Below are 15,543 nucleotides of genomic sequence, written 5' to 3'. Positions count from 1 at the left end.
CACAAGCGGCCCCACAAGCACGTCGCCTGGCTTACACTGCACGCATAACAACGAATGGCGGAGACCATGCGCATACTATTAGTGGAAGACCATCTGGAGCTGTCGCACTGGCTGGCGAAAGCCCTGCGCGACGCGCACCTGACGGTGGAGACAGCCCATAACGGCGCCGATGCCGACGCCCTGCTGCATACGCAGGATTATTCATTGGTGCTGCTCGACCTCACCCTGCCGAAAATGGATGGCCTGGACGTGCTGCGCCGCCTGCGCGCACGCGGCGGCACGCGCGCCAGGACCCCCGTCATGATACTCACGGCGCGCGGCGGCATCGATGAAAAAGTGCAGGGCCTGAACCTGGGCGCCGACGACTACCTGGCCAAGCCGTTCGAGCTGGCCGAACTCGAAGCGCGCGTAAAGGCGCTGCTGCGCCGCAGCCAGGGCAACGAGGCGCTGGTGCATACCTGCGGCGCGCTCAGCTTCGACACCATCACGCGCATGTTCAGCTATGGCGGCGCGGCGATGGCCCTGACGCCGCGCGAACACGCCGTGCTTGAAGCGCTGATCTCGCGCCTGGGGCGGGCCGTCTCGAAAGAAAAACTGTTCGACGAAGTGTTCGCGCTGGCCGACGACGTCAACCTGGACGCCATCGAACTGCTGATCCACCGCGTGCGCAAGAAGCTCGAACAGGGCGGCCTGGCCGACCCCGCCGCCATCACCACCCTGCGCGGCATCGGCTACCTGCTGCAGCCGCGCAGCGCGATGCCGGCCGCCGCCAGCAAGTGAAACCACGCCATAGCGAACGCAGACTCAGCTGGCTGGAACGGCTGCAGCGCCACCTGCAGGCGCAGCGCCTGGGCAGCCTGCGCAACCAGCTGCTGCGCTGGCTGCTGATCCCGCTGGTGATGCTGGTGCTGCTCGACGCCGTGTTCGTCTACCGCAATGCGCTCGACGCGGCCGACATGGCCTACGACCGCTCGCTGCTGGCGTCGACGCGCGCGCTGGCCGAACGCGTCTCGATCGAAGGCGGCAAGGTGGTGGCCGACGTACCCTATGTGGCGCTCGACAGTTTCGAGACCGACACCCTGGGCCGCATCTACTACAAGGTGACCGGCATCAGCGGCGAGCTGGTGTCGGGCTATGGCGACTTGCCGGCGGTGCCGGCGAATGTGCCGCGCTCACAGAATTACCCGGCGCTGGTGCGCTTTTACCACGCCGACTACCACGGCAAGCCGATCCGCATCGCCGCCCTGCTGCAGCCCGTGTATGACGATTCCATGCGCGGCATCGCCCTGATCCAGGTGGGCGAAACACTGGACGCGCGGCGCGGCCTGTCGAACCAGATCCTGCTCGACACCCTGATCTGGCAGGCGGCGATGGTGCTGGTGATGGCGGCGCTGGTGTGGTTTGCCGTGCGCCTGGTGCTGCAGCCGCTGATGCGCCTGAAGACCGAAGTCGAAACGCGCTCCCTGTCCGATTTGTCCGATGTCGACCCGGCCCTGGTGCACCGCGAAATGCGCCCGCTGGTGTCGGCCATGAACGGCTCGATGGCCAGGCTGCAGCAGCTGATCGCCAGCCAGCGCCGCTTTATCGCCGACGCCTCGCACCAGCTGCGCACGCCGCTGACGGTGCTGAAAACCCAGGCCGAACTGGCCTTGCGCGCCTGCGACCGCCAGCCCGACAACCCGCAGGCGGTGGCCGCCCTGCGCGACATCGTCGCCAGCATCGCCGCCACCACCGATTCGACCGTGCTGCTGGCCAACCGCCTGCTGACCCTGGCGCGCATCGAACATGGCGGCGAACACCTGCTGATGGACACCGTGTCGCTGCGCGAACTGGCGCAGCAGGTGGGGCTGGAAATGGCGATGTCGGCCGTCGGCCGCGAGATCGACCTGTCGCTGGAAGCCGACCTGGACGCGACCGTGCAGGGCCAGGCGCTGCTGCTGCACGAATTGCTGGTCAACCTGGTCGACAATGCGCTGCGCTACACGCCGCCCGGCGGCAGCGTGGCGCTGCGCGTGCAGCCGCCGCAGGGGCCAGGCCAGGGGCCGGTGCTGGAAGTACAGGACAGCGGCGCCGGCATCCCCGAAGCCGAACGCGAGCGCGTGTTTACGCCCTTTTACCGCGTGTCGTCGGCGCTGGAACGCAATCCGGGCGGCGCCGGCCTGGGCCTGGCCATCGTGCGCGATATCGCCGCCCTGCATGGGGCGCGGCTGGAACTGGGCACGGCCGATAACGGCCAGGGTTTGCGGGTACGCGTGCATTTCAGTGCCGGCAGCGGCGCCTGACCGGAAAATATTACTCTCTAGATATTAATGTAAAATTTTTTGGCGCTTTGAATCGTGCGCACCTGTAAAAATTTAACCTTGTTATAAAATCCGGCTCCCATCAAGCGATGAATTCCTCGCCGCATTGGTGACTTACTGGATGAATCATGAAAAAACAATTGTTCGCAGTCGTCGTTGGCGCCGCCCTGGCCCTGCCCATGTTTGCACAAGCGCAAAGCAGCTATGTCGGCATCAATGCCGGCCGTTCGGAATTGAAATTGTCGGGCGACCTGGGTTCGGGCAAGGAAGACAAAACCGGCTACAAGGCGTACGCCGGCTACAACTTCACGCAGAATTTCGGCCTGGAAGCCGGTTACGCCAATTTCGGCAAGCTGAAAGACCGCGATGCCGGCACTGCCGTCAGCATGGAAACGAGCGCCTTCTACCTGGCTGGCACCGCCACCATGCCGATCAACCCGCAGTTCTCGGCGTTTGCCAAGGCCGGCGTCACGCAAAACCGCACCAAGGCCACCGTCAGCGGTTTCGGCCTGCGTTTCAGCGGCAAGGAAGATAAAACCGCCGCCATGTTCGGCATCGGCGCCGCTTACCATGTCAACCAGAACGTGTCGGTCGTCGCCGAATACGAAAACTTCGGCAAGACCTACAGCGAAAACGGCGCGAAATTGAAAGCGTCCATGCTGTCGGCTGGCGTGCGCTATCAGTTCTAAGAGCCTATCCCAGTAGTGAGCGTCTTCTGCTTGCAGCTCATCAGGAGCGCGGACAAGGCGTGAGGAGGCGGCATGGCGAGCCATGCAACGACGAGCAACGCAGTCCCCGCTTCTGAGGGGCGCCAGCAGGGGGCGTATTCATCTACTGGGATAGGCTCTAAGTATTCATACCGGGCCAGCGTCTGGCTGATCTCGGGAACCGGTCGAGGTGATCGCACCCCGGCCGGTTTTTTTGTGCCGGCGGCATCACAACAAAACGTCCGCCCATGCAGCCCATCAGGCAAACCCCTCGCCTTTACCTGCGTTACCGGCGCTTGGTGCGCGACCATGAACAGCGCATTGACGTGTCGAAAAACATGATTTACGTGGCCATGGGATCGCTGCTGCATCGACCACATTTCCGCTAAGTTATCAAACCGTCCCCAAGCGAGAAATTGACAATTACTTACGAATATTTTTTTTGTTTTCCATTCTTCTATGGTCCAAGAAGGTTATCCAAAATGCAAATATTGTTGCGTAAAATAAGATTGCCCGTCCGACACTTCTTTTGTGAAATGGAACTCCGGTAAAAAAGCCGCCAACGCGATCAAGAAAATCCATGATCTGGAAGAAAAATGGTTCCTTATTCCCGTTCGGAGCTAGCGCAAGAAAGCCTGAAGACAGATCCAGCAGGTAATAAACGACGGAAAATGCGATAAAACTACCGACAAATGTTATTAAAAGGGGAATTGATTGATGCCATTTCATCGTCGAATTTGCGCGCGGCACCTCGGCCATCAGGCCGGGGAGGCGAAGCGGGGATCCGCTGCAGTGGCTTGCCTGTCGCTCCGTTATTGCCACCAGTAAACATTCATATCAGTCAGCACGCAGGGCAAGTTTGCCATGCTGACCTGATACACCTTGACGGCACCGAGTCGTGCCTGCATTCTGAAATTACCTGCTACGGGCACACTGTACCCGCGATTATTTTCTTGTCGCTATCGGCGGTAATGAATTTAATCAAATTATCCATCTGCGCTCAGACGGCCTGTAACAAACCAGCTGCCGTTCCTCCTGCCATATTGGATGTTCAACAGATCAACAACCCGCCAAATGCTATCATCGCGCCCTCAGTATCCAACAAGGGCGCACGCCATGATGACCAAAGAAGAAGTGACCGAACTGTTTGACAATATCGCCGAAAACGCGCCCTGGGACTTGACCCAGCCGCTACTGTGGGGATACTACTTCACCAACCCGACGCCGGAGGCGCTGGAACAGGCGGCCGGCGTGCTGGCGATCGACGGCTATCGCCCGGTCGAACTGTACCAGCCGGAACTGGAAGACGCGGCCGCGCCACCGGTGTGGGTGCTGCACGTGGAGAAAGAGGAAGTGCACAATGTGGACAGCCTGCATGCCCGCAACGGCGAGCTGCAGCAGTTCGCCAGCGAGCAGAAACTGGCCAGCTATGACGGCATGGATGTGGGACCGGTCGGCGCGCCGACGCTGTAATACGGGATGCAAAACGGCGCCCGAGGGCGCCGTTTTGCATGGCGGGACCGGAATCAGCTGAGGTTTTCCAGCCTGATCTTGGTCACCGTGCCGACCACGCTGTGCAGGGCTTCCATCTGTTCGATGGCGGCCGTGACGTTTTTCTCCTGCGTCTGGTGCGTCAGCATGATGATGTCGGTATGCGTCTCGCCTTCGGCCGGTTCCTTTTGCAGCATGGCGTCGATCGAGATGCCGCGGTCGGCCAGGATGCGCGTCAGGTCGGCCAGCACGCCCGGCTGGTCGGCCACGTGCATGCGCAGGTAGTAGCTGGTGGTGATTTCCGACATCGGCAGGATGGCGATATCGGTCATCGCGTTCGGCTGGAAGGCCAGGTGCGGCACGCGGTGTTCCGGGTCGGCCGTGGCCAGGCGGGTGATGTCGACCAGGTCGGCGATCACCGACGAGGCGGTCGGCTCGGCGCCGGCGCCGCGGCCCGAATACAGGCTGGCGCCGACGGCGTCGCCATGCACCAGCACCGCGTTCATCGCGCCTTCGACGTTGGCGATCAGGCGCTTGGCCGGGATCAGGGTCGGGTGCACGCGCAGCTCGATGCCTTCCACGCCATCGACGGTGGCGCGCTTGGTGATGCCCAAGAGCTTGATGCGGTAGCCCAGTTCTTCGGCGTAGCGGATGTCGATGGCATTGAGGTTGCTGATGCCTTCCACATGGGCCTTGTCGAACTGTACCGGAATGCCGAAGGCGATGGCCGACATGATGGTGGCCTTGTGGGCCGCGTCCACGCCTTCGATGTCGAAGGTCGGGTCGGCTTCCGCATAGCCCAGGTCCTGGGCCTGCTTGAGCACGGTGGCGAAATCGAGGCCCTTGTCGCGCATCTCGGACAGGATGAAATTGGTGGTGCCGTTGATGATGCCGGCGATCCATTCGATGCGGTTGGCCGTCAGGCCTTCGCGCAGCGCCTTGATGATGGGAATGCCGCCGGCAACGGCCGCTTCGAACGCCACCATCACGCCTTTTTCCTGGGCGGCGGCAAAGATTTCATTGCCATGCACGGCCAGCAGCGCCTTGTTGGCGGTAACCACGTGCTTACCGTTGGCGATCGCCTGCAGCACCAGGGTTTTCGACAAGTCATAGCCGCCGATCAGTTCGACGACGATATCGATCTCGGGGTCGTTGACGATGGTGGCCGGATCATTGACGACCTTGCAGGCACCGTTGACGAGTGCTTCGGCGCGCGCCACGTCGCGCACGGCGACGGCCACCACGTCGATGCCGCGTCCGGCGCGGCGCTTGATTTCTTCCTGGTTGCGCTTCAAAACGCTGAACGTGCCGTAGCCTACATTGCCCAGGCCCAACAGGCCGATCTTGATGGATTTCATAATGGTCTTGTGCTCATGAGTGGCGCGGGCAAACCGCCCGCGCCAGGTTGATCAATGCTGCTGCTGTTCAGTTCAGGCCCGGCTGTGACGCTTGCGGTAACCTTCGAGGAAGCGCGCAATGCGCCCCATCGCCTCGGTCAGGTCGTCCGAGTTCGGCAGGAAGACGACGCGGAAATGGTCCGGCGCGATCCAGTTGAAACCGGTGCCCTGCACGATCAGCACCTTGGCCTCGGCCAGCAATTCATAGGCAAACTGCTGGTCGTCGGCGATCGGATAGACGGCCGGGTCCAGCTTCGGGAACATGTACAGCGCGGCTTTCGGCTTGACACAGGTGACGCCCGGAATATCGGTCAGCAGCTTGTGTGCCAGGTCGCGCTGCTTCAGCAGGCGCCCGCCCGGCCCCACCAGGTCCTGGATGCTCTGGTAGCCGCCCAGCGCCGTCTGGATCGCAAACTGTCCCGGCGCATTGGCGCACAGCCGCATCGAGGCCAGCATGTTCAGGCCCTCGATATAATCCTTGGCGTGGCGCTTTTCGCCCGACACCACCATCCAGCCGGAGCGGTAGCCGCAGGAACGGTAATTCTTCGACAGGCCGTTCAGGGTAATGAACAGCACATCGTCGGCCAGCGAGGCGATCGACACGTGCTCGGCTTCGTCGTACAACACCTTGTCATAGATCTCGTCGGCGAAAATGATCAATTGATGCTGGCGCGCCAGTTCGACGATCTGCAACAGCACCTCGACCGGGTACAGCGCGCCGGTCGGGTTGTTCGGGTTGATGACGACGATGGCGCGGGTATTGGGCGTGATCTTGCGGCGCATGTCCTCGATATCGGGATACCACTCGTTCTGCTCGTCGCACACATAATGCACCGGATTGCCGCCCGACAAGCTGACCGCCGCCGTCCACAGCGGATAGTCGGGCGCCGGCACCAGCACCTCGTCGCCGCTGTTGAGCAGGGCGTTCATCGACATGACGATCAGTTCCGATGCGCCATTGCCCAGGTAAATGTCGTCGATGGTGACACCGGCGATATTCTTGCCCTGCGTATAGTGCATGACGGCCTTGCGCGGCGCGAACATGCCTTTTGAATCGGTGTAGCCGGCGGCGTTTTGCAGGTTGAGCATCATGTCGCGCACGATCTCGTCCGGCGGATCGAAGCCGAACACGGCGAGGTTGCCAATGTTCAGCTTGGTGATCTTGTGGCCTTCTTCTTCCATTTGCCTGGATTTTTCCAGGACCGGGCCGCGGATGTCGTAGCAGACATCCGCCAATTTATTCGATTTCTGAATCGGTCGCAAAATAAATCCCTGTCGTGATGCGGCGCTAAAAAGCCAAGGCGCGCCTGAACTATCCCCAATGCACTGCAAGGCGAAAACAAGCATTCTCGCCGAAAGCAGGCCATTTTATCAAATTAAACATGGTCAACCCCAGCATTTCGCGCCCATCCTGCCACGCCTGCTTGTATACCGGGCAGCAAGGTGCCGCGCCCTTCTTCATGTTCTCTTAATCTTCGCTGTTTAGGATGATGCTGTTAGTCAACATCTAGATTGCAGTTTGGAAAGGAAGTCCATTTCCATTCGCTCTTTGACGTTGTTTATGGCATCCTGACGGCCTTCGCCGCATGCTTTTTTAGCATCGGCACGCATCCCGATCCACTCAGTGAGTACCCGAACCATCATGAAACTGCACGCTTCCAGCACCCAGCAATACCAGACCGTGACCGGCTACGACGCCACCGGCGTGGAGATCAACGCCGGACACTTTGGCTACAGCCTGATCGTGATGCCGGAAACGGCGCCGCGCGCCTGGGACGTGACGCGCTTCGAAGACCTGAGCGAAGCGCATTTCGAGCAGATCCTGGCCGACGCGCCCGACGTGGTGATCCTCGGCACGGGCGAGCGCCAGCGCTTCGTGCATCCGAAACTGACGGCGTCGCTGACCATGCGCCGCATCGGCGTCGAATGCATGGACAGCCAGGCCGCCTGCCGCACCTACAATATCCTGATGGGCGAGGGCCGCAAGGTTACCCTGGCCCTGATTCTGCCCGTCTCCCAGCCTGCTGGCGCCGGCGCCACCGCATGAAATTGCCTGTTCGCGAGCTGCACACATCGAAGGTGGCGATGTGGACCCTGTTCGGGCTCTTCGTCGTCGTCACCCTGTATGCGCTCGGCATCCGCACCCTGGTGCCGCCCGACGAGGGCCGCTACGCCGAAATGGCGCGCGAGATGTTCGCCAGCGGCGACTGGATCACCACGCGCCTGAACGACATCAAGTATTTCGAAAAGCCGCCGCTGCAAACCTGGATGAACGCCTTGACTTTTGCCGCCTTCGGCCTCGGTGAATGGCAGGCGCGTCTGTGGACCGGCCTGTGCGGCATCCTCGGCGTGGTGATGACGGCCCATGCGGGCAGGAAAGTATTCGGCCCGCGCACCGGCCTGTATGCGGGGCTGGTGCTGGCGTCTAGCCTGTTCTGGCTGGCCTCGGGCCAGATCAATTCGCTCGACATGGGCTTATCAAGCATGATGACCGTGACCCTGGCCAGCCTGCTGATCGCCCAGCGCGATGACGCCAGCGCCAGCGAGCGGCGCAACTGGATGCTGGTGTGCTGGGCCGGCATGGCGCTGGCGGTGCTGGCCAAGGGCCTGATCGGCCTGGTACTGCCGGGCGCCGTGCTGATCCTGTACAGCCTGTTCGCCCGCGACTGGCGCATCTGGACCCGCTTGCACCTGATCAAAGGCATGCTGGTGTTCTTTGCCATCGCCACGCCGTGGTTCGTGCTGGTCGCCTTGCGCAATCCCGAGCAGCCGTATTTTTTCTTTGTCCACGAACACTTCCAGCGCTTCCTGATGAAGGGCCACAAGCGCGAAGGCGGCTGGTATTACTTCCTGGTGCTGCTGATCCCCGGCATGCTGCCCTGGATCACCTTGTTGCCGCAAAGCCTGGCCGCAGGCGCCAAGCGCCAGGCCGGCGCCTTCCAGCCGCGCCTGATGATCTTGATCTGGGCCGTCTTCATCTTCCTGTTCTTCAGCTATTCGACCTCGAAGCTGCCCGGCTACATCGTGCCCATCTTCCCGGCCCTGGCGCTGCTGGCGGCGCTGTCGCTGGAAGCGGCCTCGCGTCGCCAGCGCCTGATCTTCGCCGGCATGCTGGCCGTGCTGGGCCTCGCCATCCTGGTCGCCGTGCCGGTCACGCTGGCGCTGATCACGGCCCGCGACGAGGCCCACCTGGCGGCCCTGCGCGGCTACCAGCCCTGGGTCATGGCGGCAGGTTTCCTGGTGATGGCGGGCGGCGTGATGGCGCTGCTGCATGAGCGCCAGTCGCGGCGCGACATGGCGGTGCTGACGATCGCCGTGGCTGGCTTCCTGGCCACCCACAGCATCCTGGCCGGCTCCGAACTGTATGGCCAGAACCGCGCCGGCACCGACCTGCTGCCGCAGATCCAGGCCGAACTGAAACCCGGCACCAAGCTGTATTCGGTCGGCATCTACGAGCAGTCGCTGGTGTTTTACCTGCGGCGTCCGGTGACCCTGGTGGCCTACACCGATGAATTCGCTTTTGGCCTGAAACAGCAGCCTGAACTGTCGATGCCGGTGATAGAGACTTTCATCACGCAATGGACAAACGACGCCGCCGCCGGCGTGCACAGCCTCGCCATCATCAGCCTGGACCGGTATGAAGACTTGAAACACCGCAGTGTTCCCATGCGCGTCGTTGCCGAAGATGCACGCCGCATGATCATTGCCAACTTGTAATAAAGCCGTTGCCCAAGCATGCGCCACGGCAGCAACACCGGCAAGAGCGGCCAGCCATCAGGGTTCGCCGAAATTGCCACCCCTTCCGCAGCACGGACCTCAGCCCCGCCCCCGCTGAAATTGGCCGTGCCGCAAAATTGAGAAGCTTTAAAATGGAAGTCCCTGCAAACGCCTTGTTTGCGGGCGGCTTTCGCGAGCGCGCCACATGGCGAATGACCAGCCTGAACCGAGAAACAGTGAGTGCAGCATGACAAACATTACGACCCCGCCCCTGCCATTTTTGCCGTTTTCCAAGCCCACCATCGACGAGGCCACGATCGCCGCCGTCGGCGAGGTGCTGCGCTCGGGCTGGATCACCAGTGGCCCGAAGGTACAGGCTTTCGAAGCGCAATTGTCCGGGTACTGCGGCGGGCGCCCCGTGCGCACCTTCAATTCCGGCACCTGCACCATGGAAATCGCGCTGCGCGTGGCCGGCATAGGGCCAGGCGATGAAGTCATCACCACGCCCGTGTCGTGGGTGGCGACGGCCAACGTGATCATCGAAGTGGGCGCCACGCCGGTGTTTGCCGATATCGACCCGGTCACGCGCAATATCGACCTCGACAAGCTGGAAGCGGCCATTACACCACGCACCCGCGCCATCATTCCCGTCTACCTGGCCGGCTTGCCGGTCGACATGGACCGCCTGTATGCGATCGCCAGGCAATACAATTTGCGCGTGATCGAAGACGCGGCGCAGGCGCTGGGCTCTTCGTGGAAAGGCCGTCCGATCGGCTCGTTTGGCGACATGGTGTCGTTCAGCTTCCAGGCCAACAAGAACATCACCACCGGCGAAGGCGGCGCGCTGGTGCTGAACAACCTGGAAGAAGCCAAGCTGGCCGAGAAATTCCGCCTGCAGGGCGTCACGCGCAGCGGCGTGGACGGCATCGACGTCGATGTGCTGGGCGGCAAGTACAACATGAGCGACATCATGGCCGCGATTGGTCTCGGCCAGTTTGCCAAGCTCGACGCCATCACCGCGCACCGCCGCGCGCTGGCGCGCCATTACTTTGTCCAGTTCGGCAGCGGTTTCGAAGCGGCCAGCGGCGCGCAGTTGCCGGTGGCCGATTTCGAGAACAGCAACTGGCATTTGTTCCAGATCATCCTGCCCGACCACGGCCCCGACACGCGCGCCACCTTCATGCGCCAGATGGCCGAACTGAACGTGGGCACCGGCTTTCATTACGCGCCGATCCACCTGTTCAGCCTGTACCGCGCACGCGGCTTTAGCGAAGGCATGTTTCCCCATGCGGAAACCATCGGCCGCCTGACCGTCACCCTGCCGATGTTCTACGCCATGACCCTGGCCGACGTGGAACGGGCCGTGGCCGCCGTCAAATCCATCCTCGTCAAGGAAGGAACCCCATCATGAAACCTGAACTGTCGGTCATCATTCCGATCTACAACGAACAGGAAGGCCTGGCCAGCCTGTTCGCGCGCCTGTACCCGGCGCTCGACGCCTTGCAGACCAGCTACGAAATCATTTTCGTCAACGACGGCAGCCGCGACAATTCCGTGGCCCTGCTGGCCGAGCAATTCCGCCAGCGCCCGGAAGTGACGCGGGTGGTACTGTTCAACGGCAACTACGGCCAGCACATGGCGATCCTGGCCGGCTTTGAGGTGTCGCGCGGCCAGATCATGATCACGCTCGACGCCGACCTGCAAAACCCGCCCGAGGAAATCGGCAACCTGGTGGCCAAGATGCGCGAAGGCTACGATTACGTGGGTTCGATCCGGCGCAAGCGGCAGGATTCCGCCTGGCGCACGGTGGCCTCGAAAATGATGAACCGCCTGCGCGAACGCATCACCAATATCAAGATCACCGACCAGGGCAATATGTTGCGCGCCTATGGCCGCAATGTGATCGACCTGGTCAACCAGTGCGCCGAAGTCAATACCTTCGTGCCGGCGCTGGCCTACACCTTTGCCCGCAAACCGACCGAGATCATCGTCGAACACGAGGAGCGGGCGGCAGGCGAATCGAAGTATTCGCTGTACAGCCTGATCCGCCTGAACTTCGACCTGGTGACGGGCTTTTCGCTGATCCCGCTGCAGATCTTTTCCATGCTGGGCATGCTGCTGTCGTTCAGCTCGGCACTGCTGGTGATCTACCTTCTGGCGCGCCGCTTCCTGTTCGGCGCCGAAGCCGAGGGCGTGTTTACCCTGTTCGCGGTCGCCTTCTTCCTGATGGGCGTGATCCTGTTCGGCATCGGCCTGGTGGGCGAATACGTGGGCCGCATCTTCCAGCAGGTGCGCGCCCGCCCCCGCTACGTGGTGCAGACCATCTTGCAGGACGGCATGGCGCAGGCCGAGGCGGAAGCCCTGCCGTATGTGCGCCTGGAAAAACGCCAGGTGGCCCGCTGATGCGCGCCGTCGTTTTCGCCTATCACAATGTGGGCGTGCGCTGCATCAAGGTGCTGCTGGCCGGCGGCGTCGATATCGCGCTGGTGGTCACGCATGAGGACAACCCGCAGGAAAACCTGTGGTTCGAGTCGGTCGCCAGCCTGTGCCGCATGGAGGGCATTGCTTTTATTACGCCGCCCGATGCCGGGTCGCCCGAACTGCTGGCGCAAGTGCAGGCCGCCCGGCCCGACATGCTGTTCAGCTTTTATTACCGCCATATGCTGCCAGCAGGCATCCTCGATGTGGCGCCGGCCTGGAACATGCACGGCTCGCTGCTGCCGCAGTTCCGTGGCCGCGCACCCGTCAACTGGGCCGTGCTGCACGGCGCCCGCGAGAGTGGCGCCACCCTGCACGCGATGACGGTGAAACCGGACGCCGGCGCCATCGTCGCGCAGACCGCCGTGCCGATTTTGCCCGACGACACCGCTTTCGAGGTATTCGGCAAGGTCACCGTGGCGGCCGAGCAGACCCTGTGGCGCGTGCTGCCGGCCCTGCTGGACGGCAGCGCGCCGCTGCTGCCGAACGACCTGACCCAGGGCGGCTACTTCGGTGGCCGCAAACCGGCCGATGGCCGCATCGACTGGAGCTTGCCGGCGCAGCAGGTCTACAACCTGCACCGCGCCGTCGCGCCGCCCTATCCTGGCGCGTTTACCGAGCTCAATGGCGTCACCTACGTGATCCAGCAAGCCAGATTGAGCAAGCTTGCGCCAGTCAAGCTGACACCGGGCCTGGCCATCGTCGATGGCGCCATCGCCGGCGTCTGCGGCGACGGCCGGCTGCTGGCCATTTCCTCCTTGCACGCCGATGGCGCACCGATTTCTGCCGCACAACTGCAAGACCAGCTGGCTTCCCATGCCAGCACCCTCAATACCATCCAAGAGAAATTCATATGAAAAAAGTACTCATCCTCGGCATCAACGGTTTTATCGGCCATCACCTGTCCAAGCGCATCCTGGAAACCACCGACTGGCATGTGTACGGCATGGACATGAATTCGGACCGCATCAGCGATGTGCTGGAGAACCCGGAATACAAATCGCGCATGCATTTCTTCGAGGGCGACATCACCATCAACAAGGACTGGGTCGAGTACCACGTCAAGAAATGCGACGTGATCCTGCCGCTGGTGGCGATCGCCACGCCGTCGACCTACGTCAAGCAGCCGCTGCGCGTGTTCGAGCTGGACTTCGAAGCGAATCTGCCGATCGTGCGTTCGGCCGCCAAGTACGGCAAGCACCTGGTGTTCCCGTCGACCTCGGAAGTGTACGGCATGTGCCACGACGAGGAATTCGATCCGGAGAACTCGGAACTGATCTGCGGTCCGATCAACAAGCCGCGCTGGATCTATTCGAACGCCAAGCAGCTGATGGACCGCGTGATCTGGGGCTACGGCATGGAAGGGCTGAACTTCACCCTGTTCCGCCCGTTCAACTGGATCGGCGCCGGCCTCGATTCCATCCACACGCCGAAGGAAGGTTCGTCGCGCGTGGTGACGCAGTTCTTCGGCCATATCGTGCGCGGTGAAAACATTTCGCTGGTCGACGGCGGCGCGCAAAAACGCGCGTTCACGTATATCGACGACGGCATCGATGCGCTGATGCACATTATCGCCAATCGGAACGGCATTGCCAGCGGCAAGATCTATAATATCGGCAATCCGGGCAATAACTATTCGATCCGCGAGCTGGCCGGCATGATGCTGACCCTGGCCGCCGAATACCCGGAATACGCCGACGGCGCGCAGCATGTGAAAATCGTGGAAACCACCTCGGGCGCCTACTATGGCGCCGGCTACCAGGACGTGCAGAACCGCGTGCCGAAGATTACCAATACCTGCGAAGAACTGGGCTGGGCGCCGACCACCGGCATGAGCGACGCGCTGCGCCATATTTTCGACGCCTACCGCAGCCAGGTCACGCAGGCGCAAGCGCTGATGGATTAATGTTGAGCAAACCCTTATTGACACTGAAGATCGACGTCGACACCTATCGCGGCACCCGCGAGGGCATGGGCAATCTGGTGCGCATGCTGGCCGCGCACCAGGCCCAGGCGACGTTCCTGTTTTCGCTGGGCCCCGACCATACGGGCTGGGCCTTGCGCCGGGCCCTGCGGCCCGGTTTTTTCAGCAAGGTCTCGCGCACCTCGGTGGTCGAGCACTATGGCTTGAAAACGTTGATGTACGGCACCTTGCTGCCGGGCCCGGACATCGGCAAGCTGTGCGCGGATGAATTGCGCGCCGTGCGCGACGCCGGCTTTGAATGCGGCATCCATACCTGGGACCACACCCTGTGGCAGGATAATGTGGCCCGCCGCGAGGCCGGCTGGACCACCGCCATGATGCGCAAGGCCGCCGCCCGCTTTGCACAGGTATTCGGCGCGCCTTCCCGTACCCACGGCGCCGCCGGCTGGCAAATGAACCTGAGCGCCTTTGTCGAGCACGACGCGGCCGGCTATCACTATGCCTCGGACGGCCGCGCCATGCTGGACGAACGGGGCGCCATGGTACGCCCGGGCGACGGCCCGCACCGCCTGCGCAATGGCAATACGGTACTGCAATGCGTGCAGTTGCCGACCACCCTGCCCACCCTCGACGAATTGCTTGGATGCCAGATTGATGGCAAAATGCTCACCACCAGCAATATTGCCGACCATATCCTGTCCCTGACGGCGGAAAACCGCCGCGATCATGTCTATACTTTGCACGCAGAGCTTGAAGGACAGAAACTCGCCCCCATTTTCGAGCAACTGCTGACAGGCTGGCAAGCCCAGGGTTATCAATTTGCCTCGATGGCCGAGTATCATGACAAGGTCAAACAGTCCGAATTGCCCGTCTGCCCCATCACCTGGGATGAATTGCCGGGTCGCTCGGGACGCCTGATCGTGCAGGGCAAAGCCGCCTGAATGCTGTATTGTTCCACCTGGATGCGTTGCCAGGTTAAAAACAGCGCTGATGATCACCGTTCAGGAGAGAACCTGTGGCTGATAGCCTATCCCTCGTTGCCGTACCCGATTTTACCGCCGCCATGACCAGCGGCAAGACCTTTCAATTGCTGGGCCGTCCAGCCAAGGCCAGCGTGCTGTTCTTTTACCCGAAAGACAACACGCCTGGCTGCACCACGGAAAACATCGCCTTTCGTGACGCCTACGACAAATTTACCGCCGCCAATGTGGACATCTACGGCATCAGCCGCGATTCCCTGCGCTCGCATGAAAGCTTCAAGGCCAAGCTGGAGCTGCCGTTCGAGCTGATTTCCGATCCCGACGAGGCCATGTGCCTGCAATTCAATGTCATGAAGATGAAACAGATGTATGGCAAGACCGTGCGCGGCGTCGAGCGCAGCACGTTTGTGATTGACGCTGAGGGCCGAATAGTGAAAGAATGGCGAGGCGTGAAGGTCGCAACTCACGTGGAAGAAGTGCTGGAATTCGTGGCGCGTCTGAACTGATGCGCATGTCGGGTTTGCAGCAAGCGTCGTCCAACCTATCGTT

At 61.8% G+C, this 15,543-nt stretch carries 15 protein-coding genes; 12 read left to right on the top strand and 3 right to left on the bottom strand.

The window, feature by feature from the left end; all coding sequences use genetic code 11:
- Positions 1-66 precede the first annotated feature (66 nt).
- The 3 genes from ACP7B7_RS01970 to ACP7B7_RS01960 all read left to right on the top strand — a co-directional run bounded on the left by ACP7B7_RS01970 (position 67) and on the right by ACP7B7_RS01960 (position 2,989).
- Positions 67-780 carry a response regulator gene (locus tag ACP7B7_RS01970; protein ID WP_426075579.1) on the top strand — a complete coding sequence of 238 codons (714 nt, stop codon included), beginning with the start codon at positions 67-69 and terminating at the stop codon, positions 778-780.
- A 32-nt stretch (positions 781-812) separates the two neighbouring features.
- A complete protein-coding gene (locus ACP7B7_RS01965) occupies positions 813-2,282 on the top strand; it encodes a sensor histidine kinase N-terminal domain-containing protein (protein WP_426075608.1) in 1,470 nt (489 codons plus the stop codon).
- Positions 2,283-2,428: 146 nt separating this feature from the next.
- Complete coding sequence (locus ACP7B7_RS01960; protein ID WP_426075578.1) at positions 2,429-2,989, top strand: outer membrane beta-barrel protein; 561 nt, start codon at positions 2,429-2,431, stop codon at positions 2,987-2,989.
- Between the two features lie 441 nt (positions 2,990-3,430).
- Here the strand turns inward: ACP7B7_RS01960 and ACP7B7_RS01955 are convergent, their stop codons facing one another.
- Complete coding sequence (locus tag ACP7B7_RS01955; protein ID WP_308925197.1) at positions 3,431-3,829, bottom strand: hypothetical protein; 399 nt, start codon at positions 3,827-3,829, stop codon at positions 3,431-3,433.
- A gap of 294 nt (positions 3,830-4,123) precedes the next feature.
- Between ACP7B7_RS01955 and ACP7B7_RS01950 the strand changes: the two genes are divergently transcribed.
- Positions 4,124-4,480 carry a ribonuclease E inhibitor RraB gene (locus ACP7B7_RS01950; RefSeq protein ID WP_426075577.1) on the top strand — a complete coding sequence of 119 codons (357 nt, stop codon included), beginning with the start codon at positions 4,124-4,126 and terminating at the stop codon, positions 4,478-4,480.
- 53 nt (positions 4,481-4,533) lie between these two features.
- On the opposite strand, the gene ACP7B7_RS01945 is transcribed toward ACP7B7_RS01950, so the two are convergent.
- Both ACP7B7_RS01945 and ACP7B7_RS01940 read right to left on the bottom strand, forming a co-directional pair.
- Positions 4,534-5,856, bottom strand: a complete 1,323-nt coding sequence (locus tag ACP7B7_RS01945; protein WP_426075576.1) for a homoserine dehydrogenase — start codon at positions 5,854-5,856, stop codon at positions 4,534-4,536.
- A 72-nt stretch (positions 5,857-5,928) separates the two neighbouring features.
- Positions 5,929-7,158: a pyridoxal phosphate-dependent aminotransferase gene (locus ACP7B7_RS01940; RefSeq protein WP_426075575.1), complete on the bottom strand. Its 1,230-nt coding sequence runs from the start codon at positions 7,156-7,158 to the stop codon at positions 5,929-5,931.
- Between the two features lie 379 nt (positions 7,159-7,537).
- On the opposite strand from ACP7B7_RS01940, the gene ACP7B7_RS01935 reads away from it, so the two are divergent.
- From ACP7B7_RS01935 to ACP7B7_RS01900, 8 genes are all read left to right on the top strand, one after another.
- Complete coding sequence (locus tag ACP7B7_RS01935) at positions 7,538-7,942, top strand: Mth938-like domain-containing protein (protein ID WP_426075574.1); 405 nt, start codon at positions 7,538-7,540, stop codon at positions 7,940-7,942.
- The gene (locus ACP7B7_RS01930) at positions 7,939-9,612 is read left to right on the top strand and encodes a glycosyltransferase family 39 protein (RefSeq protein WP_308925192.1); all 1,674 of its coding nucleotides are present in this window, start codon (positions 7,939-7,941) and stop codon (positions 9,610-9,612) included. The genes ACP7B7_RS01935 and ACP7B7_RS01930 overlap by 4 nt, the downstream gene beginning before the upstream one ends.
- A gap of 205 nt (positions 9,613-9,817) precedes the next feature.
- A complete protein-coding gene (locus ACP7B7_RS01925; protein WP_426075573.1) occupies positions 9,818-11,023 on the top strand; it encodes a DegT/DnrJ/EryC1/StrS family aminotransferase in 1,206 nt (401 codons plus the stop codon).
- Positions 11,020-12,015 carry a glycosyltransferase gene (locus tag ACP7B7_RS01920; protein WP_308925190.1) on the top strand — a complete coding sequence of 332 codons (996 nt, stop codon included), beginning with the start codon at positions 11,020-11,022 and terminating at the stop codon, positions 12,013-12,015. Before ACP7B7_RS01925 ends, ACP7B7_RS01920 begins: the two co-directional genes overlap by 4 nt.
- Complete coding sequence (locus ACP7B7_RS01915; protein WP_308925189.1) at positions 12,015-12,947, top strand: formyltransferase; 933 nt, start codon at positions 12,015-12,017, stop codon at positions 12,945-12,947. Before ACP7B7_RS01920 ends, ACP7B7_RS01915 begins: the two co-directional genes overlap by 1 nt.
- Positions 12,944-13,996, top strand: a complete 1,053-nt coding sequence (locus tag ACP7B7_RS01910; protein WP_308925188.1) for a bifunctional UDP-4-keto-pentose/UDP-xylose synthase — start codon at positions 12,944-12,946, stop codon at positions 13,994-13,996. Before ACP7B7_RS01915 ends, ACP7B7_RS01910 begins: the two co-directional genes overlap by 4 nt.
- Entirely contained in the window at positions 13,996-14,955 is a 960-nt protein-coding gene (locus tag ACP7B7_RS01905) for a polysaccharide deacetylase family protein (RefSeq protein WP_426075572.1), read from the top strand. The genes ACP7B7_RS01910 and ACP7B7_RS01905 overlap by 1 nt, the downstream gene beginning before the upstream one ends.
- Positions 14,956-15,029: 74 nt before the next feature.
- The gene (locus ACP7B7_RS01900) at positions 15,030-15,500 is read left to right on the top strand and encodes a peroxiredoxin (protein ID WP_308925186.1); all 471 of its coding nucleotides are present in this window, start codon (positions 15,030-15,032) and stop codon (positions 15,498-15,500) included.
- Positions 15,501-15,543: the final 43 nt, after the last annotated feature.

It is taken from the genome of Janthinobacterium sp. PSPC3-1, from assembly GCF_049896105.1.
In the GTDB taxonomy this organism is placed as follows: Bacteria; Pseudomonadota; Gammaproteobacteria; order Burkholderiales; family Burkholderiaceae_D; genus Janthinobacterium.
The sequence above is the reverse complement of the archived record's forward strand: the minus strand, read 5'-3'. Positions and strand labels throughout refer to the sequence as shown.